The 20,079-nt window shown below is 66.3% G+C and carries 18 protein-coding genes and 1 pseudogene; 6 read left to right on the top strand and 13 right to left on the bottom strand.

The features are described from left to right. The first annotated feature begins 22 nt into the window (after nt 1-22). A complete protein-coding gene (locus AB431_RS04580) occupies nt 23-1,570 on the top strand; it encodes an alpha/beta fold hydrolase (RefSeq protein WP_235435830.1) in 1,548 nt (515 codons plus the stop codon). Here AB431_RS04580 and AB431_RS04585 read toward each other — a convergent pair. The 4 genes from AB431_RS04585 to AB431_RS04600 form a co-directional block, all read right to left on the bottom strand. Then, on the bottom strand, nt 1,556-2,362 hold the full coding sequence (locus AB431_RS04585) for an alpha/beta fold hydrolase (protein WP_047328943.1): 807 nt from the start codon (nt 2,360-2,362) through the stop codon (nt 1,556-1,558). The genes AB431_RS04580 and AB431_RS04585 overlap by 15 nt on opposite strands. A gap of 67 nt (nt 2,363-2,429) precedes the next feature. Beyond that, nucleotides 2,430-4,526, bottom strand: coding sequence for an aminodeoxychorismate synthase component I (pabB, locus tag AB431_RS04590; protein ID WP_047328944.1), 2,097 nt, complete (start codon nt 4,524-4,526; stop codon nt 2,430-2,432). After that, the gene (locus AB431_RS04595; RefSeq protein WP_047328945.1) at nt 4,526-4,867 is read right to left on the bottom strand and encodes a chorismate mutase family protein; all 342 of its coding nucleotides are present in this window, start codon (nt 4,865-4,867) and stop codon (nt 4,526-4,528) included. The genes pabB and AB431_RS04595 overlap by 1 nt, the downstream gene beginning before the upstream one ends. A 30-nt stretch (nt 4,868-4,897) precedes the next feature. Continuing rightward, on the bottom strand, nt 4,898-6,256 hold the full coding sequence (locus AB431_RS04600) for a phenylacetate--CoA ligase family protein (protein ID WP_047328946.1): 1,359 nt from the start codon (nt 6,254-6,256) through the stop codon (nt 4,898-4,900). 238 nt (nt 6,257-6,494) lie between these two features. Between AB431_RS04600 and AB431_RS04605 the strand changes: the two genes are divergently transcribed. The 3 genes from AB431_RS04605 (at nt 6,495) to AB431_RS04615 (ending at nt 8,892) form a co-directional block, all read left to right on the top strand. Continuing rightward, nucleotides 6,495-7,268 (top strand): SigB/SigF/SigG family RNA polymerase sigma factor, encoded by a 774-nt coding sequence (locus tag AB431_RS04605; RefSeq protein WP_047328947.1) that lies wholly within the window; start codon nt 6,495-6,497, stop codon nt 7,266-7,268. 96 nt (nt 7,269-7,364) lie between these two features. Then, complete coding sequence (locus AB431_RS04610; RefSeq protein WP_082135548.1) at nt 7,365-8,075, top strand: GAF and ANTAR domain-containing protein; 711 nt, start codon at nt 7,365-7,367, stop codon at nt 8,073-8,075. A 64-nt stretch (nt 8,076-8,139) separates the two neighbouring features. Continuing rightward, on the top strand, nt 8,140-8,892 hold the full coding sequence (locus tag AB431_RS04615) for a GAF and ANTAR domain-containing protein (protein WP_047328948.1): 753 nt from the start codon (nt 8,140-8,142) through the stop codon (nt 8,890-8,892). Between the two features lie 6 nt (nt 8,893-8,898). Here AB431_RS04615 and AB431_RS04620 read toward each other — a convergent pair whose 3' ends face one another. From AB431_RS04620 to AB431_RS04635, 4 genes are all read right to left on the bottom strand, one after another. Beyond that, nucleotides 8,899-9,579 (bottom strand): GAF and ANTAR domain-containing protein, encoded by a 681-nt coding sequence (locus AB431_RS04620; protein ID WP_047333084.1) that lies wholly within the window; start codon nt 9,577-9,579, stop codon nt 8,899-8,901. Between the two features lie 182 nt (nt 9,580-9,761). Further along, the gene (locus AB431_RS04625; RefSeq protein ID WP_047328949.1) at nt 9,762-10,907 is read right to left on the bottom strand and encodes a SpoIIE family protein phosphatase; all 1,146 of its coding nucleotides are present in this window, start codon (nt 10,905-10,907) and stop codon (nt 9,762-9,764) included. Then, the gene (locus AB431_RS04630) at nt 10,904-11,701 is read right to left on the bottom strand and encodes an alpha/beta fold hydrolase (protein WP_047328950.1); all 798 of its coding nucleotides are present in this window, start codon (nt 11,699-11,701) and stop codon (nt 10,904-10,906) included. Before AB431_RS04630 ends, AB431_RS04625 begins: the two co-directional genes overlap by 4 nt. 39 nt (nt 11,702-11,740) lie before the next feature. Further along, the gene (locus AB431_RS04635; protein WP_158423509.1) at nt 11,741-12,733 is read right to left on the bottom strand and encodes a diguanylate cyclase; all 993 of its coding nucleotides are present in this window, start codon (nt 12,731-12,733) and stop codon (nt 11,741-11,743) included. Nucleotides 12,734-12,880: 147 nt separating this feature from the next. Here AB431_RS04635 and AB431_RS04640 point away from each other — a divergent pair, with 147 nt between their 5' ends. Further along, complete coding sequence (locus AB431_RS04640) at nt 12,881-15,064, top strand: hypothetical protein (protein WP_047328952.1); 2,184 nt, start codon at nt 12,881-12,883, stop codon at nt 15,062-15,064. A gap of 97 nt (nt 15,065-15,161) precedes the next feature. After that, complete coding sequence (locus tag AB431_RS04645; protein ID WP_052960191.1) at nt 15,162-16,595, top strand: hypothetical protein; 1,434 nt, start codon at nt 15,162-15,164, stop codon at nt 16,593-16,595. 80 nt (nt 16,596-16,675) lie between these two features. Here AB431_RS04645 and AB431_RS04650 read toward each other — a convergent pair whose 3' ends face one another. From AB431_RS04650 to AB431_RS04670, 5 genes and pseudogenes are all read right to left on the bottom strand, one after another. Next, a complete protein-coding gene (locus AB431_RS04650) occupies nt 16,676-17,026 on the bottom strand; it encodes a heme-binding protein (RefSeq protein ID WP_047328953.1) in 351 nt (116 codons plus the stop codon). 31 nt (nt 17,027-17,057) lie between these two features. Beyond that, entirely contained in the window at nt 17,058-17,357 is a 300-nt protein-coding gene (locus tag AB431_RS04655; RefSeq protein WP_047333086.1) for a hypothetical protein, read from the bottom strand. Nucleotides 17,358-17,435: 78 nt separating this feature from the next. Continuing rightward, a pseudogene (locus AB431_RS31125) lies at nt 17,436-18,110 on the bottom strand (amino acid permease); the annotation flags it as partial. Between the two features lie 55 nt (nt 18,111-18,165). Continuing rightward, nucleotides 18,166-19,704, bottom strand: coding sequence for an MFS transporter (locus AB431_RS04665; RefSeq protein ID WP_047328954.1), 1,539 nt, complete (start codon nt 19,702-19,704; stop codon nt 18,166-18,168). After that, nucleotides 19,701-20,015 carry a hypothetical protein gene (locus AB431_RS04670; protein ID WP_047328955.1) on the bottom strand — a complete coding sequence of 105 codons (315 nt, stop codon included), beginning with the start codon at nt 20,013-20,015 and terminating at the stop codon, nt 19,701-19,703. The genes AB431_RS04665 and AB431_RS04670 overlap by 4 nt, the downstream gene beginning before the upstream one ends. Nucleotides 20,016-20,079: the final 64 nt, after the last annotated feature.

A 20,079-nucleotide genomic window follows, 5' to 3' on the forward strand; every position in this document is an offset into this window, starting at 1 on the left:
GTGGCAGGCGGTCTTCGCGGCGGTGATCCTCAGCGTCGCCACGCTGGTCAATCCGTGTACGCCGGCCGGCGCTGACATCGGTGTAGCCGACTCGTTCGTCGACCCGCTCGCGGAGGCCGCCGATACACCAGCCCTGGACTGGACCCCGTGTGACGGCGGATTCCTCTGCGCGACAGCCACAGTCCCGATGGACTACAACGCGCCACACGGCGAGCAGGTGAGTCTGGCGGTCATCAAACTGCCGGCGAGGGATCCGGGTAAGCGAATCGGCACGTTGTTCATCAACTTCGGCGGTCCGGGCAATTCCGGGGTGGATCGGTTACGGCAGCGGGCGACATGGCCGTGGCTGTTCTCCGAGGAGCTGCGTTCACGCTTCGACCTCGTCTCCTGGGACCAGCGCGGCGTAGCCCGCAGCGCCGCCGTGCGCTGCTTTCCCGACAACGTCGAACAGTGGCGATATCTCGTCCCCACTCCGGGCCTGCCGGCGGACGCCGCGGGGGAGGATCAGCTCTTCTCATGGGCTCAGGGCTTCGCGGACCGCTGCCGGGACCGGGCGGGGTCGATCCTGGATCACGCCTCATCCGCCAACTCCGCACGTGATCTCGAGCTGTTGCGCCGCGCGGTCGGGGATCCGGCGCTGACGTATCACGGCATTTCGTACGGCACGCAGCTCGGTGCGATCTACGCCAATCTGTTCCCCGGCCGCGTGCGGGCGATGGTCTTCGACGGATCGATCGACTTCGAAGGCAACATCTCCGGCCACGGCACCGAGGGAACCACCATCCCACTGAATACCCGCCAAGACGTTCCGGTCGGCACGGCGTCGGCGTTCGAGCAATTCCTCACCGACTGTTCGGCGGCCGGCGACCGCTGCGCGTTCTCCTCCGGAAACCCGAGGGCCAAGTGGCGGACGTTGACCGACCGTTTTCGCAATTCGTCCGTTCTGATCTACGGCCGCCCGTGGACGCTTCCCGAAATCGCCGCCTCCACACTGGCTGTACCGGACAGCTATCCAGAGCTCGCGGAATTGCTTCAGCAGTTCTACGGCACCGGCACTGCGGCACCGGAACTCATCGACGATGTCACCGGCGTGAGCCCGGCGCCCGAGAACACCGAGCAGCCGTACCTGGCCAATCGCGAAGAGGCCTACAACGCCATCCAATGCAGCGACAGCATCGTGCCGACCGACCCCGAGGACTACCGTCGCGCATCGAGCGTCGCAGCCGGGTCGGCACCGGACTTCGGGCGCATCTCGGTGTTCGACACGATCCCGTGCGCGTTCTGGCAGGGCCGCGACGCCGACCGCTACACCGGCCCGTGGAACCGCCGCACCGCCGCCCCAATCCTGGTGCTCAACACCAGAAACGACCCCGCCACTCCATTGGACGGCGCGTACGCGGGTGCCAGTGAGTTGGCCCAGGCCCGCGTCGTCGTGACCGAGGGCGCCGGTCACACCAGTATGTACGTCGCGAGTACGTGCACCGAGCGGGTCAAACGCAGCTATCTGTTTACCGGTGTGCTGCCACCGGAGGGCACCGCCTGCCGCCGAGACCGGTCACCGTTCGGCTGACACCGGTTCCAGAGAAGCAAAGTCGGCGATCAGCCGGGTTACCTCGTCCGCCAGTGCGATGTGCGGAAAGTGGTCTGATCCATGCAGTCTGGCGATGACTGCCTGAGGCACGTGCGCGCGAACCAGGTCGACCCACCCCGAGCTCGAGTCCGATGTGAGCGAAATCCGTTCGCGTGCGGCGTCCATCGTCGTGCTCTGGATGACGAGCAACGGAACAGTCACCCCGTCGAGCGCACCCTCCACTCGGTCGGCATCCCAGCCGGCCAGGTCGGTCATCAGGGCCCTGCCCACCGTGGCTGGAAGCCGCAGTGCGCGCTCGACGATCGCTTCGGCGAGAGCAGGATCGCTCGCCGGGAAGAACATCGATTCGAAGAACTGCCGCACGAATAGCGGGTAGCCGTCGCCGGCGATCTCATCGGCCATGGCCTGTCTGGCGGCCGCGGGGTCGCCCGCTGCGATCCGGCTGCCGTCCACGAGCACCAACCCGGACACCAGGTCGGGCCGCACGCGGTTCGCCTCCAGCACCACCCGGCATCCCATGCTGTGCCCCACGAGGATCGCAGGTGGTAACGCCAACTCCGCCAGCACATTCGCCAGGCCCGCGCCGAAAGCCTCGATGGTGCACTCGGCCGGAATGACCGGGCTCGGACCATGGCCGGGCAGGTCGCACACGATGACGGTGGTCCTGGGAGCCAACGAGTCGAGCTGAGCGCGCCAGTCCGTCCCGTCGCACGCGAAGCCATGCACGAAGACCAGCGGGGGACGCCCGGCACCGGCTCTGATGATGCGCACGCGCGCGCTCCTCCCGCGCTGGTTCTCGGCTACGGCTGTGTCCGAGATGCAGCGCGTGACGATCCTGTCACGTCCGGCCTGCGTCGGAGGACGCTTTCGCGTCCTCGTAGCTGGCGGCCAGCGCGGTCATCATCGCCCGCGACTTGACGACCGTCTCGTCGAATTCGCCGTCGGGATCGGAGAGGGCGACGACCGCGCCGCCGACGCCGAAGCTCACCCGCCCGGAGTCGACGACCAGGGTGCGGATCACGATCGACAGGTCGCTGGCCCCGGAGAGTGAAAACCAGCCGAGCGCACCGGAATACACGCCCCGTGGGCCCTGCTCGAGCCGGTCGATGATCTCCATCGTGCGGACCTTGGGGGCACCGGTCATCGAACCGCCGGGGAAGGCGGCGCGGATGCAGTCCACCGCGGAGCGGCCTGGGGCGAGTGTGCCGCGGATCGTGGACACCAGCTGATGCACCGCCGCATAGGTTTCGACGTCGAACAGATTCGGCACGTGGACCGATCCCACCGAGCAGACGGTGTTGAGGTCGTTGCGCAGAAGGTCCACGATCATGAGGTTCTCGGCGCGGTCCTTCGGGTTGTCGCGCAGCTCGGCCACGAACGCACGATCCTCGTCAGCGTTCTTGCCCCGGGGGCGGGTGCCCTTGATCGGCTTGGCCTCGACGGTTCCGTGCAGGTCGATCGAGAGGAACCGCTCCGGTGACGCGCTGAGCACGGCCACGTCACCGAAGTCGAGCAGGGCGCCGAACGGAACCGGGCTGACCCGTCGCAGGTGGGCGAAGGTCGGCAACACCTCGATCTGGGTGTGGACGGTGACCATGTTCGTCATGCAGATCTCATACGATTCACCGGCGTTGATCTCGTCGAAGCACTCGTCGATCCGCTTGAGGTAGGCGGCCTTGTCGTGCCTCAATTCGACGTTCATGCCGATGTCAGGATCGGTCATGGCCGGGCCGGACAGCGTGAGCTTGGGTGCCGGATCCGTGGGAGCCGCAGGCAGGGTACGCAGCGCTTCGGCGGTGGTGGTAAGCCAGGCCTCGGCCTCGGCGGTATCACCCGAATATGACAGCGCCAGAAGGTAACTGGTGCGGGTGGCGTGGTCGAGGACCAGGGCGCGGTCGGCGAACAGCAGGGCGGCGTCGGGCGCGTCGGACTCATGCGCCGCGGTGCCCCCGGTCTCGGCCTTGAGTTCGTAGCCCAGATAGCCGACGTAGCCGAGGTTGAACTCGAAGGGCAGGCCGTCGGGTGCCGGCACCTCACGGGCGCGCAGTTGATCGTCCAGATAGTCGAAGAACGACTGGCGAACCCGTTTGGCGCTCCCGTCCGAGCCCCGGACGGTGACGGTGCTGTCGGTGACGCTGTACGTGACATGCTCGGCGAGCGGCCCGTCACCGTTACCCATGAATGAGAACCGGGACAACCCGTCGATCACCGAACTGCTGTCCAGCCAGAAGCCGTAGTCGCCACCGGCGAACAGCGAACTGTAGGCCGTCAGTGCATCGGGATGGACATCGAGGTGTTGCACGTGCAGGTCGTAGCGGGGAGACTCGGCGTCCGCCGTGGGGGTGGAGACGGCGGACGCCGAGTGGTCTGCGGCGAGGGCAAAGAAGTTGGCCAGCAACTCGTGCCCGTAGGTGCTGCTGATGGATTCGGGATGGAATTGCAAGCCCCACAGCGGAAGTCGTCGGTGTCGCACCCCCATCACGACGCCGTCCTCGGTCCACGCCAGCTCCTCGAGGTCCTCGGGAAGAGACGTGACGGCCAGCGAGTGATAGCGCACGACGTCGAACGGTGACGGGATGCCGGCGAACAGGTCGACACCGGTGTGGTGGACGGGGGAGATGCGACCATGCATGGGCTCGGGTGCATTGACCACCGCGCCGCCGAAGAGGTGGCACAGACCCTGGTGGCCGAGGCAGACGCCGAGCACCGGCAGGCCACTGTCGAGGATCACCCGGGCGCTCACGCCGAAGTCGCGGTCGCGGTCGGGCCGGCCGGGGCCGGGTGAGATGACCGCAGCGTCGAATTCGTCGAATCGGATTTCAGCCCAAGGGGTGTCGTTACGGACGACGGTCGGCGGCTGGCCGTTCACCTCGCCGATCAGCTGATAGAGGTTGTAGGTGAAGGAGTCGTAGTTGTCGACCAGGATGACGCGCATCAGGCGGCGCTCCCGTCGAGGTCGGCATCGATGATCAGATCCTCGATGCGGCACGTCTCGTTGATGATCAGGTCGTACAGCTGCTTCATGAAGGTGGAATCGAGGTCGTGGGCCTCGGCGAAGCGGGCTGCCCGCTGCTGCACCACGCCGATCCGGTGCGGCTGCATCATCGGCACCCCGTGCTCGCGCTTGTAGTGGGCGATGCTGCGGCACACGGCAACCCGCGCACCCAGTGCCCCGAGGAACTGCACGTCGATGCGGTCCAGCTCGGCGCGCAGCATCGCGAGGATGTCGTGGTCCTCTTTGGCCGCAACGACTTTGAGGTCTGCCAGTTCTCGCATGATTCGATCTCCTTTTCTTCCGAACTTCCGTTAACCAGTGATTCCGTGCTGGTAGAGGACCGGCACCTTGCCCCGCTGGGTGCGGGCGAACTGATCGATGGCCGCGTGCTGCACCTCGAAGGCCGCGCAGCGCGGGTTGACGATGATTTCGTTGATCTCGTGGGCGTGGTGCAGGGCGGCGCGCACCGTGTCGGTAGTCACCTCGGGGATGGCCGGTGACAGCAGCATGCGAACCCGGTAGCGGTGGGCCTCCCAGAGGACCTGGAATTGGCAGTCACTCGGCTGATGCACGCCCAGGCTGGCCAACGCTGCCAGCAGGTGATCGCTGGAGAACGTGATCGTGTCCACGGTCATCGAATTCGGCATGCGGCCAAGGAGTTTGACCGTGCGGGCGGTGCTACCGCAGGCACAACTGCCGCTGAGCAGCTGGCCGCGGTCGCCGAGCCGATAGCGCATGAGCGCCATCCCCGAGGTGGTCAGGGGGGTGACGACGAGCTCGCCGGGAGTACCGGGAGCCACCGGCCGGCCGGTCTCGTCGACGACCTCGAGAAGAACGGCGTCCTCGTGGATGTGGTGCACGGAGCCGCTCTGGTGTCGGCACTGGTATCCGATGGGACCGGTTTCCGACGTCGAGTAGGCCAGCGATCGCACGGTGATATCCGGCGCGGCCGAGCGCACTACGCGCTCCCGTTCGGCTCCCAACGACTCGCCGATGAACAGGAAGTTGCGCAACGGCAGGTCTGGCGTTCCGGCCACCAGTTCGGCGCCGTAAGCCGGCGACGCCACCAAGGTGTCGATGCCGTGGGCGGCGATGACGGCCGCGGCGTCGGCGGTCGCGGTCAGCTCACCCATCGCGAAGGAGAGCGCCGGAAGCGAGCGGGTGATGTCTTGGACGAACAGGAACGCGCCGTTCAAGTCACCGGGCCAGAGGCAGTTCGCCACCCGGCTCGGTGGTGTCTGCAGGGCGGCGCGCACACCACGCACGCCCAGATGCCCAACCCGGTCGGTGAAGTCCCACGAGTGGTAGAGAACCTTCGGCCGGCTGGCGGTCCCGCTCGACCGCAGCACCAGCCCGGGGCTCTGGTCGAACAGCAGAGCCGCCGAGTGCGGCGGGCAGCCCGCAGCCACATCCGCGGCCGACAGAAGCGGCAGCGAAGAGAAGTCGTCGACGGTGTCGACGGCCGCAAGCGCGGGGAAGCTACGCCACACGTTGATGGATTGGCGTGCGGCCCCCAGCGTGGCACGCAGGTTGTGTTGCTGAATGTCGTCGATCTCGGTGCGGGACAACGAATCGAGGTCCTCAGCGAGGCGGATCCCTGCCACGTTGCGCAACCGGGGCCTCAGTGCGTCACGACGCTCGGGTGCCGTCTCGTGCAGGTGCGTGGTCATGACACAAATGGTCGTGATCCGAGGCCACGGGCGTAATCGCCGCCGAGACCAGATTCCCCTGTCCCCAGGGAAGGGTCACCTATCCGTGGGGTAAGGCGCGGGGGCATCGGCGCTGGCAGAGCCGGTTCTACCGGGGCCGACGTTTGCCGCGCGGGTGGCATGGGTACACGGGTGACCGCAGGTTCAGAGTCGGGCCGCGCAGCCCTGGTACCGCGAACGAATGTGATGGAGCCTGCTCATGTCGGAATATTCGGAATTGACGGCGATGTTCCGTCACCTCAAGACCCTCGAAGACGGGTCGCCGGCATTCCGCCGTCAGCGCAACGACATCATCGAATGCGCATTGCCGCTGGCCGATCACATCGCGCGGCGGTACAGCGGCCGGGGAGAACCGTTCGACGACCTCGTGCAGGCAGCGCGGACCGGCCTGGTCAACTCGGTCAACCGCTACGACGTCGACAACGGAGCGGACTTCCTGTCGTTCGCCGTGCCTACCATGATGGGCGAGGTTCGCCGCCACTTCCGCGACCACACGTGGGCGGTCAAGGTGCCGCGACGCGTCAAAGAGCTTCAGCCGCAACTCAATAAGGCCCGTGCGGAACTAGCGCAACGTCTTGGCCGGGCGCCGAAGATCGTCGAAATCGCCGAACATCTCGGCATCGCACGCGAGCTCGTCGTCGAAGGGACCATCGGTGGCGCCCAGTACTCGACGATATCCACCGATATGCCGACCGGGAATGGTGACGACTACCGACCCGTCGGCGATGTGATCGGCAGGGTCGACCCCAAGCTGGACAAGATTCTGGACATCGAGACGGTACGGCCCCTGATCGCCGCTTTACCCGAGCGGCAGCGGACCGTCCTCAACCTTCGGTTCTTCGAGAACATGACGCAGAGTCAGATCGCCGAACGCATCGGCTGCTCGCAGATGCATGTCTCGCGCCTGCTCACCAGGGCGCTGGAGACGGTGCGCAACCGCGCCGCAGAGCCATGGCTGGCGGCCGCCGGGTAAGGGCGCTGATCCGGCGAAGGACCAATCGATATGCCTGCGGTTCCGGCTGACGCCGGCAGCGAATTCGTCATTACGATGCCCGACGCGGCGTAGTCGGTGTCCAACATCGAGCACCGATTCCTCGACGCATTGGGCGAGTCGCGCGGCGTCGAGGCCGCCGACCGGCTGTGCCGAACCTGCGTCGAACTGATCGATGTCGACGCGGCCGCGGTGTCTTTGGTGTTCGACGGCATCAACGTCGGTACGGTCGGCGCCAGTGACCCGCAGGCGCGGGTGTACGACGAGATGCAATTCGTTGTGGGTGAAGGACCTTGTCTGGACTCTGTCGCACATCGCGCGCCGGTGCTGGTCGCCGACCTCGCCGATGCCGGTGAGCAGCGGTGGCCGGCGTATGGACCGATGATGATCGACCATGAGATTCGCGGCGTGTACGCCGTCCCGGTGGTGGTCGCCGGTGAGTATGTCGGGGCGCTCGATTTGTTCCGCAGCGATCCCGGTGACCTGTCCCGTGAGCAGATCGCCGGGATGCTGGTCGCCGCCGAGTTGGCTCAGCTGCCGTTGCTGGATCTGCTGAGCGAAGACTTGCAGGCCGGCTTCTCGGACCCGACGAGCAACGCATGGGCGGACCTCAACGAGCTGTCGCGCTCAGAGGTGAGTCAGGCCACCGGCATGTTGATGGCTCAGCTGGGCCTCAGCGCTACTTCCGCGTTGGCCCGGCTGCGGGCGTACGCGTACGCGTCGGGGCGCAGCGCGACCAGCGTTGCCCGCGACATCATCGACCGTCGATTGTCGCTGGAGGCAGACTGATGAACGAGCCCTTTCCGAACCAGTGCCGCCCGGCGCTGCCGCCCCAGAGCGATGAGAGTGGGCAATGATGAGCGCACCCCGGGAAACGCAGGTGCTGGGAGCAGTCGTCGGTTTGGTCGACAGTCTGCTCGACGACTTCGACATCGTCGAGCTGCTGACCGACCTCACCGAACAATGCGCACAGCTTCTCGATGTGCGCGCGGCGGGCCTACTTCTTGCCGGCCCGCGTCAGGATCTTCATCTGATGGCGGCAACCTCGCGGAGCTCGCACGATCTGGAGATCCTCCAACTCCAGGCCGACGAGGGTCCGTGCCTGGACTGTTTCACCACCGGCCAAGCGATTTCGGCGCCCGATCTCGACGTCGAGCAGGCTCGCTGGCCGCGTTTCGTCGCCGCTGCCACCGAGGCCGGCTTCGTCTCGGTGCACGCGGTTCCGATGCGTGCCGGCGGCACGATGCTGGGGGCGCTCGGCCTGTTCGGCACGCGACAAGGGTCGCTGAACGACGCCGATCTGCTCGTCGCGCACTCTCTGGTCCACGTGGCGTGTGTGGCCATCCTGCAACAACATTCACCGAGCCCGATAACCATCGGCCCGTCGCTGCGAGCGGCGTTGAACGATCGCGTGGTGGTCGACCAGGCGACGGGCTTCGTCAGTGAGGTCCTCGGTGCCTCCATGGAGGACGCATTCGATCTCCTGCGCCGGTACGCGCAGAGCCACCCCGAGCATCTGACCGACGTGGCTCGACAGGTGGTCGGTCAACCCGCGCGGCGCGCGGGCATCCTGGCCGCACTCGCGGAACTGGTCCCACGTGCCTGACCAGGCTCAAGGCGCTGGTCGGTCAAGCCCGGATTCATGCTCCGCGACGAGCCAGCGGGCCACGTCGACGAGCTTGATGTTGGTGTCCGCCGATGCATGCGTCAACATCGCGAATGCCTCCACACCGGTGATGTTGTTACGTTGCATCAGAATGCCTTTGGCTTGGCTGATGACGTCGCGGCTAGCCAGCGCGGCATGGAATTGAGTTGCAGCGGCCGCGCCGAACATCGCCACCGCCGCGTGCTGGGCGACAATCGTGCCGACATCAACCGATTCTTGACTGAAGCAGTGTGGCTGAGCGCCATAGAGATTCATTGCTCCGAGGGTTTCGGGTTCAACGAATAGCTGAAATGACAGCAGGCTGTGCACCTCCAGCGCAATTGCCTGCCGGACGAATTCAGGCCAGCGGCTTTCGCGCGACATGTCGTCGATGAGGACGGTGTGATGTTCCCGCAACGCGGTGATGCAGGGGCCGTCGCCGAGCTCGCTTTGCAGTTCGTCGAGTTTGGCGACGATCGGATCGGTGGGGGCCTGTGCCACCACGCTGCCGCGCTGGATCAGTGAGATTCCCACCCAACGCACTCCAGGCACGATCCGTGCGGCCGCGTCGACAATGACGCGCAGGGTGTCGCCAGTGCCCTTCTGGGCTTGCAGACGCACCGCGAGGTCGCCCAGGGTTCGGGCCAACTCGTTGCTGGCATGGGCAGACACCGACCAAGAGTACCCACAACGAAGGAAATGATTCCCCTACGACCCCGCCGGCACGGATTTTGAACCGACGGGATCTAAGCAGGTCATGTGGGCGCCCACAGCTCCTGCGTACGACAGCTATGCCCGGTCACACCGACACTAAACCCATTCGTCTCAACTCATCTAGGCACACCCAGCGCCAGTACCGCTGTGTCGTCCTCGACACCGGAGCCCAAACCGGTTAGCAGATAACGGATTTGGTCGACCAGTGCGTCTGCTGTAGCGGGCGCGTGCGTGGTCGCGAACCTGCGCAGGGCGCCGTCGTCGTCGTAACGTCGGGTACCGTCACCGATGAGGGCTTCGGTCAAACCGTCGCTGTAGAGCAGCATCGTGTCACCGGGGCCCAGCCAGAGGGAGGCGTCGACGAACGTGGGTTGGTCGCTGAGGCCGACCGCCATGCCGCCGGTGACGTCCAGATAGCTCGCCTCGCCGGACTGCTCGAGCAGCAGTGGCGGTGGATGTCCGCCACCGGCCAACCGCACGGCAAACCCGCCGTCTCGCTGAGTCAGGGTGCCGAACACCACAGTGCAGAACCGGGGTGTCTCGGCGCCGCTTTCCTGAGCCAGCACGGAGTTCAACCGGTGCAGCACAGTGATGGGGTCCGGGTCGACGACGGCGGCGGCGCGCATTGTGTAGCGCATCAACGACGTGATCGCCGCTGCTGTCGGGCCTTTGCCGCACACGTCGCCCAGGAAGAATCCGGACGATTCGCGCGACAGTGGGAACAGGTCGTAGAAATCACCGCCGATGTCCTGAACGGAAGGTTGGTAATGAGCGGCCGCGGCGAGACCATCCGGTATCGACAACGTCGGCGGCAGCAGTGATCTTCGCAAGGTGTCCGCCAGCGCCTGTGCCCTGGTGCCCTCGGCTTCGGCACGCTGCCGCTCGTCGAGCAGAGCCCGTTCGTAGGTTCGCCGTTCGCGGGCGTCCTGGATGACCACGCGCAGCAGCACCGCCCGCCCGCCGTCGTCGGCCTTGACATTCGCGCTGAGAAAGACCGGCCGCCGCGAGCCGTCGGCGGTCGACAGTTGCATGCTGATCTCGTCGAGCTGACCGCTCATCTGCAGTAGCGGCGCGAAGTGGGTTTCGAAGTGCATCCGTCCGCCGACCGTGAACAAGTCGACGATCTGCTTGCCGCACAACGTCTTCGGCGCGACACCCAACCACGAGGCGAGGGTGGCGTTGACCCTCAGTATCTCACCGTCGGGGGTCGCGGCCAGCTGGCCGCAGGGCGCGTTTTCCCACAGTTCCTCGGCGTCGGTCATGGCTGGGCGAATGCCGCAATCGCCTCGGCGGTGTCGTCCGGTGCGCTGACATGCGGACAGTGGCCGGTCGCGTCGAGAGTGACCAATCGCGCGTCGGGGATCTGATCCCGGACGTAAGCGCCGACTTGGGGCGGCGCGATGGCGTCGTGTCGGCAGTCGATGATCAGCGTCGGTATCGCGACCTTCGCCAGGTCAGTTCGACTGTCCGACAAAAACGTAGCGCGAGCGAAGACTTTGGCCGCCGCGGGGTCGGTGCGGCAGAACGTCGCCGCGAGGTCCTCGGATAGCTCCGGGCGGTCAGGGTTGCCCATGATCGTCGGTGCCATCGTCTGCGACCACCCCAGATAATTGCTGTCCATCGACTCGAGCAGCTCGTCGATGTCCGCGCGGGTGAAGCCGCCGCGGTACCCGTCGTCGTCGATGTAGCGCGGAGAGGGCGTGACCATCACCAGCTTGGCGAATCGGGCTGGCGTGGCCGCCACCGCCAATGCACCGATGACGGCGGCCACCGAGTGTCCGACGAACACCACGTCGCGCAGGTCCAGCGACTCGACGATGTCCACGATGTCGTCTGCGTAGGCCTGCAAGGACGCGTACTTGGCGGGGTCCCACGCAGCTGGGTCGGCCCGACCGGAGCCGACGTGGTCGAACAGGACGATGTCGAAGCGGTCCCGCAATCGGGCGGCCACCGGATGCCACAGCTGCTGGTCACAGCCGAAGCCGTGGGCCAACATGAGTGTCGGCCCGGTGGTGTCGCCGACCCGGGTGACGTTGTTGCGGGTGGCGGCATCCATCGGTTCAGTCTTGCAGAGGTGTCGACCTGAACGGACCCGCTAACGTCGAGGCCCGGACTTCGTTCTCTTGTCCGCATACATCGCAGCATCCGCGCGGGCCAGAACGGCTTCGGCGAGGTCGCCGCCACCCACCACGGCCGCGCCGCAACTGGCCCCGACGTTGACGATCCCGGCACTGGTGGGGATGTCTTTCTGAAGCGCGATGACCAGGCGATCGCGCAGCCCGAAGGGGTCCGGAGCCGCCGAGGCCGCCAGCAGGACGGCGAACTCGTCGCCGCCGATACGGGCTCCGAGGTCGTCGGAGCGGCAGGTGTGGGCGATGCGATGACCGATGGCTTGCAGCACCTCGTCGCCGACCGCGTGCCCGTAGACGTCGTTGATCGGCTTGAACCCGTCGAGGTCGATGTACAACACGACAGCTACCGGAATGCCGTTACCGGCGGCGTTGGAGATCAACCCTTCCAGCCCGGCGAGGAACGCCGCCCTGTTGGCCAGGCCGGTCAAGGCGTCGACGGAGGCGGCGCGGGACTTCTCTTCGATGACGTTGGCGCGCGCCAATGCCTTGGCGATGAAAGCGGCGAGCTGCTCGAGCAGGTCGACGTCGTTGTCGGTGAAGGCGTCCGGCTGGCCGCAGATGACCTTCAGCACGCCCTGGGTGCGGTTGCCGTCGACCAGGGGGACGACGATCATCGACCGGGCGCCGACGCGCCGACAGGCCGCCAAATCCACTCGGGGATCGGTTTCGGTGTCGGTGGAAATCAGGATCTTGCCGGTCCTGACGCACTCGCCGGACATGCTGCCCGACATCGCCAGCCGCAGCCCTTCGGTGCCCACCAGCGTGCCGGCCGTGGCCGTGTACACCATTTCACCGAACTCGGCCAGCTCGATCACGGCGCCTTGGGCGCGCGTTGCGTCGCGCGCCTGCTCCACGACGATCTTCATCACCGCGTCCGCGGTGACGTCGGCGTCGTTGATGGCTTGCTGGACCTTGATAATGGTCTGCAACGTCGCCAGCTCCGGGCTGCCCCCCACGATCGGGATGCTAATTGAATTCATCCTGGTCAGCAGCGGCAATGAACAATTTGCATAAGTTCGTTTATCCGTACACGTTCGCGTCACCCCCGCCGTGTGCTATACCCCTAGCAAACTTGCGTCAACGTCAAAGTCGGGGATGGTGTCATGGGCCAGGTACAGCAGGGTCGCTATATCGGTCGAGTCGGGGCGTTGGCCGTGGCTCTGGGTGTCGGCGGTTTGATCGTTGCGTTGCCGGCGGCGGCAGGCGCCGACACGGGCGCCGGGGACTCGGGTAAGACGACGTCATCGGCGGGCAAGCACGCTCCGCGGAATGCGGCGAAACCCCGTGCCTCAAAGGCACCTACCGCAACGGCCACCGCGACGGTCAAGCCCGCGGCGAGCCGGGCAGCGCTGGACCGGCTGAACGGCGGCGAAGATCCGCTGGCTCCCGTGACCGAGCCGCTGTCGTTCGCGGTGCTGGCGGTGACGCGCCGCGACGGGTCCGCCCGATCGGCGCGGTCGGTTACCACCAGTGGAACAGCTTCTGCCGCAGCAGCTTCGGTGCCCAGCGGCAGCTCCGCCGCCAGTGTGTCGCAGCCAGCCGGGGCCACCGCCGGCACTGTCCTCGGCACCGCTGTGCGCAACTTCATCGACACCCACCTGCCCGGGTGGAGTCCGATCGCCGACCAGCTGGCGCCGATCGTCGCCGACGGTCTCCAGGATCTGCTCACCAACGGTGCGGTCAGCGCCGAGGTTCAGCGGCTGGTTGCGAACGACGCGATTCGCCAATTCGTTTCGGCGAAGATCTCGGCGGCCCTGAACACCTACCTCGGTGTACCGACGTCGGTCGGCACCGTCGTCGGCAACGCGGCAGTCAGCTTCGCCGGCACCGTACTCGGCACCGCCGGTGTCCAGACCGCGCTCGACGTGCTCGCGGCCGGCGTGAAGCCGGACAGTGCGCAGGTCACCGCGATCTTGACGGCGGCAGCGGCCGGTGACGTTGCGCCCCTTGCGAATTACTTCACATCGGTAGTCACGAACTCCACTGACGAGATCGCGACCTTCCTGAATAACTCGGCGGTCCGGGGCGCGCTGGCTTCTGGCATTGCCGGCGCGGTCGTCGACCTCACCAACGGTGGCGTCATCCCGACGTGGCTCGGCAATGTCGTTGATGGCTGGGTGACATCGGCGCTCGGCGGTGGTGCCACCGCGACTGCCGTCGGCAATGCGCTGGGGACGGCGGTACAGGGCTTGCTGAGCAACACCAAGGCGGTGCAGGGTGTGGCCACGGTCGCTGGTGCCGCAGTCTCGAATCTGTTGGCGGCGCCGGGTGTTACCGCGGCCCTGGCTGACTACATCACCCAATTCGGTACCGCCCTCGTTGCAGGCGAAAGCTGGATCGACGCGCTGGACGTCGCTTGGCAAGGGCTGCAGGTGAATTCGGCATTCCTGTCGGCGCTGGGTCCCGTCGCCGGCGATGCGGTGGCGTCGTTGGCCACCAACGCAGATGTGGTTGCGGCGCTGGCGTCGACCGCTAAGACACTGGTCATCAACCTGGCCGCCGATGCGGGTTTCCGCGCGGTCGTCGGTGAACTGTTCGGGCCCCAGTACGGTCCCACGCTTGCCCAGGCTCTCGCCGATCCGGCGTCCGCGGCTCAACTGGGTGCGACGGTCGGCTCGGTCCTCACCAACTTCCTCGGCCAGGACGGGGTGACCGACGCGTTGGCGGCTGCCACCGAGCAGATCGTCACGGCGCTGCTGAGCGGGATGTCACCGGTTTTCGCCGTGCAGAACGTCATCCAGTCGCTGGCGTCGAACCCCGCCGTGGTGGCCGCATTCAACGCCACGGTCCCCGACGCGCTCAAGGGTGTGCTGCAGGCTCCCGCCGTGCGGGGTGTGATCAGCACCGTCGCGCAAGGGGTCGTCGCCCAGCTGATCGATACGACGCCACTGAACAACACGGTCCTGGATCCGGTGGTGAGCCAGGTGGCGAAAGCTGCGGTGGACGCCTTCGTGGCTAACCCGGCCGCCCAGGGCCTGATCGGCGACCTCGCCGGTGATCTCCTGGACGGAACGCCGCCGGCGGACGTGGTGCAGACCGTGATTTCGAAGGTCGTCACCAGCCCGGCGCTGCAGATCGCTCTCGGTCAGGCACTGGGTCAGGCCTTCGGCGCGCTGCTCGGCGACAATCCGGTCAGCTTCGCCGTGGGTCAGCTGGCTGGAATCGGCACGGCGCTGGTTCTGGTGCTGGGCTTCGGAGCGGCGAACCTCTTCGGGCTGACCGGGGCGCTGACGGCGTCGAGCGTCCCGAGCGGGAGCTCGTATTTTGTGACGCTGCAAATCGCCTGACCGAGAAACGGCGTCAAACGTGGCCGGTTGAGCCATACTGAACCCGATCAATCAGCAAATCCGTCAAGAGCGATCTTGATGTGATCGGGGGAGCGTCATGAACACCACCGCAAAGACCCGTTACACCGTCGCCGGCGTCCTCGCCGCGGGCGCTGCCGCCAGCTCCCTGCTGGCCGGAGCCGCGCTGGGATCAGCGCCCACAGCCAACGCCACGTGCGCATCGTTCTTCGGCCTGGGTAACAGCGCTGACTGCAGCAGTACCCCGCTGAGCATCGCGATCGCGGTCGGTAACGGCGCGACTGCCCACGCCGGCGGATTGTTCGGCGGGGCGTTCGCCGTTGGGACCAATGCCGCCGCGACCACGGGCGACGCGTTCACGTTCGCCACCGCGGCCGGCGACGGATCGGTCGCCACTGCCAACGGCGTATTCGGTATAGCTACGCAGCTTGGGCCGAACGGCGCCGCGATCACCCAAGGCTCGGGAGTGCTTGGGAACCTCGGGCTCAATATCGCAACGAACATCACTCCGCTCAACTCGGCGGCGAACGGCAGCACCGTCACCGCCGGCGGTGCCGGCGGCGGCGGAAACATCGCCACCAATCTGTTCGGCGGGGCCACTGCAGCCGGCACCATGAAGGTCACTTCGCACGGCTTCTTCAACATCGCCACGAACGTCGGCGGTCGCGACAACGTCATCGAATCCGGTGACGCGGCGAACAGCTCGATCATCAACCTGGCCACCAACCTCTTCGGCAGCGGTAACACTGTTTCGGCGCAGGGCGGCATCTGGAACTGGGCCACCAACATTCTCGGCGACACCAACACGGTGCAGACGAACGGCAGCCTGGTGAACACCGCCAGCAACCTGTTCGGCAGCAACAACACCGTGCAGACCATCGGCGGCTACGCGAACTGGGGCCGCAACCTTCTGGGCAATGGCAACACCGTCACGATCACCGGTGGCTACGCCAATGCGGTCCGTAACTTGTTCGGCAGCGGTAACACCGTGGAGACGAACGGCGGCAACGGCAACCTCGCGCAGAACTGGTTCGGCACTGGCAACGCCGTGACGATCACGGGCGGCATCTACAACACCGCCACTAATCTGTTGGGCGGCAACGGAAATACGCTGACATCTCAGGGCGGGTATCAGAACGCGGTGTACAACATCGTCGGCAGCAACAACACGTTGACCGTCGGCGGCGCGGGCAGTAACTACAACCTGGCTCTCAATACGTTGAGTAGCGGCAACCAGGTGACCGCTGGCGGAACCGGTGGGAACTTCACCGCAGGATTCAACGTGCTCGGCGGCACCAACACCGTGACGGCCGGTCCCGGACCGCTGGCGCTGGCCGGCACCATCTTCACGAACGGCGCAGTCGTCACCAAGCAGTCGACGGGCATCGCGATCAACAACTTCCGCACTCCCGGGGCGCAGGCGACCAGCGGCACGAGCAGCAAGGCGCCGGCGACGAAGAAAGCCGGCAGCACGGCGAAGAAGTCGGGAACCGCGGGCAGCGCGCGGAGGTAACCGCTAGCCGTACCCGCACGCCAAAAGTGAAGTAGCGCAGACGAATGCACGTCTGCGCTACTTCATTTTCGGGGCGGGTTCTAGCCCGTCGGCCCCATGTCGTCGGGCAGCTGTGCGTCGCAACGCGCGCGGAAGTCGGCGGCCGGCTGCCGCACGGCCTTGATCTGATCGCGGACGTCAGGGTTCGCCTGCAGATAATCGGCGACGGCAACGCGCATATCGTCGCGTGACTTTCCCTTGAGGCTGGTGAAGAAGGCGTTCACGTCGGGATGGGTGAACAGGTAGACCGACATGCCGGCGTTGACGCCGGACAGGACCTGGGTGAGGTCGGCCGCCGTGCAGTTGGGCTCGTCGGCGACGGCGGTTGCCGCACTGCCGATCAGCATTGCGCCTGAGATGATGCCTGCGCCGACCAAGTTGCGGATCAACATTCGACTGCTCCTAAGGATGTGGATTGACGGGTTAGCGAGGGCCGATGCCAGGTCGACCCGGCCGGATGGGTGGACGTGACGGCGGCCGGGGATTGAGATCGATGTCGACACCCCAGGCGTCGTCGCAGTACCAGGGATCAGCGCAGTAGCCGGGGTACACCGGACCGGCGTTCGGCGGTGTAGGGCCGCCGCCGCGCACCTCGCCCTGCGCGCACACGGTCGCGTAACCGGCGCTGGTGCAGTCCGCCAGGGCCGGGGTCGCCTGCACGAGACCGACGGACCCAGTCGCGATGATCAATCCGAACGCCAAGAAGCAAGGAGTCTTTCGCATGGCCGCCACCCCTATTCCCCGAACTTCGGTTTGTGCATAGTACTACGCCGCGTCGTGCGTTTGCGCAAGAGCGATGGCTCAGAATGCCCCGGGCTCACCGGGTTCGCTCTCGAGTATCTCGCGGTTGGTGAGCAGTAATGTCACGAAATACGCTCCGCCGAGCGCGATCAGGCCGAGAACGATCAAGCCGGGAATCCGTGCCTCACTCGGTGATACAAGGGCGAAGATCGAGGACACCACCCAGGCGAGCGCGGCGTAGGCCACTGGTACTTCAAACCGCCCGAGGCTGAATCCCCCTTCCTTACTTTCGAGGCGGTTGCGCACGCAGAGGTACAACACGACGATCAACTGCAGCAGCTCCGCACCGGGCAGCGCGACGATCAGCACGGCACCGATCACGAAGATCAGGATCGTTGCGAAAACCGGGGTCTGAGTGCGCGGGCTGACCCGGCGCAGGCGTGGTGAGCGGGGAAGCGCGAGTCACGCACCAGCGCGAACGCCTGCCGCGAGCAGGCAGCGATCATCACCATGCCGGCGCCGAACATCGCAAACACGATGCCGGTCAACAGAACTCGTCCCTCACTGGATCCAGCTGATCGCGGATGATCGTCGCCACTTCCGTGATGTCCTTGATCGCCAGCGTCACGATGATGACGAACACCAACCCAGCGTCTCCGAGGCCACCACCAACGAGACGATGGCGCGAGGTACGCTGCGGAACGGATCCTTGGCTTCCTCAGCGAGATTCGCCGCCAGGATCGTCTGAGTGAGCAACACCGCCAACGTGATCAGCCGGGCGACGTCGATGTCATTGCGGCACTGGGCCTTCCTCGAAGTTCTGGCAACGAGAAGGGAGAATTTCGCACTCGGGCGGCGGCTTGAGGCACACCCACACCGCCACCGCCGACGCCAGCAGCAGAACGGACCCGATTCCCGCGGCGGCGGCCAGCCCGTCGGCGAACGCGCGTTGAGCGGCGCCCAGCAGGGCGTGCGCCTTATCCCCGCCCAGCGTGGCGGCGGCCCGGTGGGCGGCGGCCAACGATTGCTCGGCATGGGCCACAACGTCGTCGTGGATGCCGGGCGGCCTGGCCAGTCCGCGGTACACGGCTGCAATCACGCTGCCGAGCAACGCGATACCAAGGGCCATGCCCAGCTCGTACGCTGTCTCGGAGATGCCCGCCGCGGCGCCGGCGCGTTCCGGCGGCACGCTGGTGATGATGACGTCGTTGGCCACGGCGAACGCCACCCCAAGGCCTGCGCCGACGACGAACAGGGCAACGCCTAGCGGCAGATAGGGGGTCGTCGGGCTGATCAGCGTCAGCGATGCCAACGCCACACCGATCGACGCCAGCGCGCCGGTGAGGACCACTCGCTGCGACCAGTACCGCACCATGATGCCGGCGAGCACACCGAACACCATCGCGGCCAGTGCGGCAGGCAATTCGGCGAGGCCGGCCTGCAGCGGACTGTATCCATCGACCAGCTGGAAGAACTGGGACAGAAAGAAGACGACTCCGGACAGGCCAAAGATCGAGAGCATGTTGGCGACGATGACCCCGGAGAACGCGTGATTGGCGAACAGACGCATGTCGAGCAGGGGGTGAGGCGCCCTCAGTTGGCGTTGGACGAACAGCGCCAGCGAGACCCCGCCCACCAACCCGGCGGCGACGATGTCGGCGTGGAGTCCATGGGCGGCGCCCTGTTTGGCGGCGTAGACGACGCCGAGGATGCCGACCAGCGATAGCGCGACGCCGATCGGATCCCACGGTCCCGGCGTCGGGTCGCGGAGCTCGGGTAGCAGCAACCAACCGCCGACCACCAGAATGACGACCGCCGGGACGTTGATCAGAAAGACCGAGCCCCACCAGAAGTGCTCCAGGAACAACCCGCCGATCACGGGGCCGAGTGCGGTCCCGGCCGAGAACACCGATGCCCAAATGCCCACGGCCAGAGCACGTTCCCGAGCTGTCGGGAACAGGCCGCGGATCAGTGCCAGAGTCGACGGCGCCAGGCTGGCCCCCGCGATTCCCAGAAGTGCGCGGGCCGCGATCAGCATTCCGGCCGTCGGTGCAAAGGCTGCCACCACCGAGGCGAGCGCGAAACCGATTGCGCTGCAGAGCAACAGCTTCTTGTGTCCGATGCGGTCGCCGAGGCTGCCCATGGTGACGAGCAGTCCGGCGAGGACGAATGAGTAAATGTCGCCGATCCAGAGGATCTCGGTGGCGGACATTCCGAGATCCCGGCCGAAGATCGGGGCTGCGACGGCCAGCACGGTGCCGTCGACCCCGATGAGCAGTACGCCCAGGCTGAGCACACCCAGCGCGAGCCAGCGGTGTCGTGTGGTCATGCGTGGCAGAACACGTTGACGTACGCGGTTTCGAAGGCGTCGCGCTCCTGGCCGCCGTGGTGCTCGTGGCGGTCCTGGTGCACCGAGATCACCGAGCAGTTCTCGAGCGGGCCGTTGCCGTCCTTGTTGACGACCACGTGCATGCCCTGGTCGCGCAGCTGGCCGATCATGTCGCTGGCGCTGGCAGTACCACCGTCGGTGTCAGGAGTCTCGGCCGAGGCGGTCGACGCAAGCCCGATGGCCAGGCCGGCCAGAACCGGGGCGGCCAGCGCGGCGAGGGCGATCTTGGCGGAGGTGACGGTGATGGTCATGGTGTCCCTGTTCTTCGGTGGGCCGCCCTTACTGGGCTGATACCGAAGTTATGGGGCGCGGGCA

The organism is Mycobacterium sp. EPa45, from assembly GCF_001021385.1.
GTDB lineage: Bacteria > Actinomycetota > Actinomycetes > Mycobacteriales > Mycobacteriaceae > Mycobacterium.

Bases quoted from the DNA above. Each gene is read 5' to 3' on its own strand.
- AB431_RS04640 (WP_047328952.1), top strand. From the start codon at position 12,881: ATGGGCCAGGTACAGCAGGGTCGCTATATCGGTCGAGTCGGGGCGTTG.
- AB431_RS04600 (WP_047328946.1), bottom strand. From the start codon at position 6,256: ATGACCACGCACCTGCACGAGACGGCACCCGAGCGTCGTGACGCACTG.
- AB431_RS04625 (WP_047328949.1), bottom strand. From the start codon at position 10,907: ATGACCGACGCCGAGGAACTGTGGGAAAACGCGCCCTGCGGCCAGCTG.
- AB431_RS04670 (WP_047328955.1), bottom strand. From the start codon at position 20,015: ATGACCATCACCGTCACCTCCGCCAAGATCGCCCTCGCCGCGCTGGCC.
- AB431_RS04605 (WP_047328947.1), top strand. From the start codon at position 6,495: ATGTCGGAATATTCGGAATTGACGGCGATGTTCCGTCACCTCAAGACC.
- AB431_RS04630 (WP_047328950.1), bottom strand. From the start codon at position 11,701: ATGGATGCCGCCACCCGCAACAACGTCACCCGGGTCGGCGACACCACC.
- pabB (WP_047328944.1), bottom strand. From the start codon at position 4,526: ATGCGCGTCATCCTGGTCGACAACTACGACTCCTTCACCTACAACCTC.
- AB431_RS04665 (WP_047328954.1), bottom strand. From the start codon at position 19,704: ATGACCACACGACACCGCTGGCTCGCGCTGGGTGTGCTCAGCCTGGGC.
- AB431_RS04650 (WP_047328953.1), bottom strand. From the start codon at position 17,026: ATGTTGATCCGCAACTTGGTCGGCGCAGGCATCATCTCAGGCGCAATG.
- AB431_RS04645 (WP_052960191.1), top strand. From the start codon at position 15,162: ATGAACACCACCGCAAAGACCCGTTACACCGTCGCCGGCGTCCTCGCC.
- AB431_RS04615 (WP_047328948.1), top strand. From the start codon at position 8,140: ATGATGAGCGCACCCCGGGAAACGCAGGTGCTGGGAGCAGTCGTCGGT.
- AB431_RS04655 (WP_047333086.1), bottom strand. From the start codon at position 17,357: ATGCGAAAGACTCCTTGCTTCTTGGCGTTCGGATTGATCATCGCGACT.
- AB431_RS04595 (WP_047328945.1), bottom strand. From the start codon at position 4,867: ATGCGAGAACTGGCAGACCTCAAAGTCGTTGCGGCCAAAGAGGACCAC.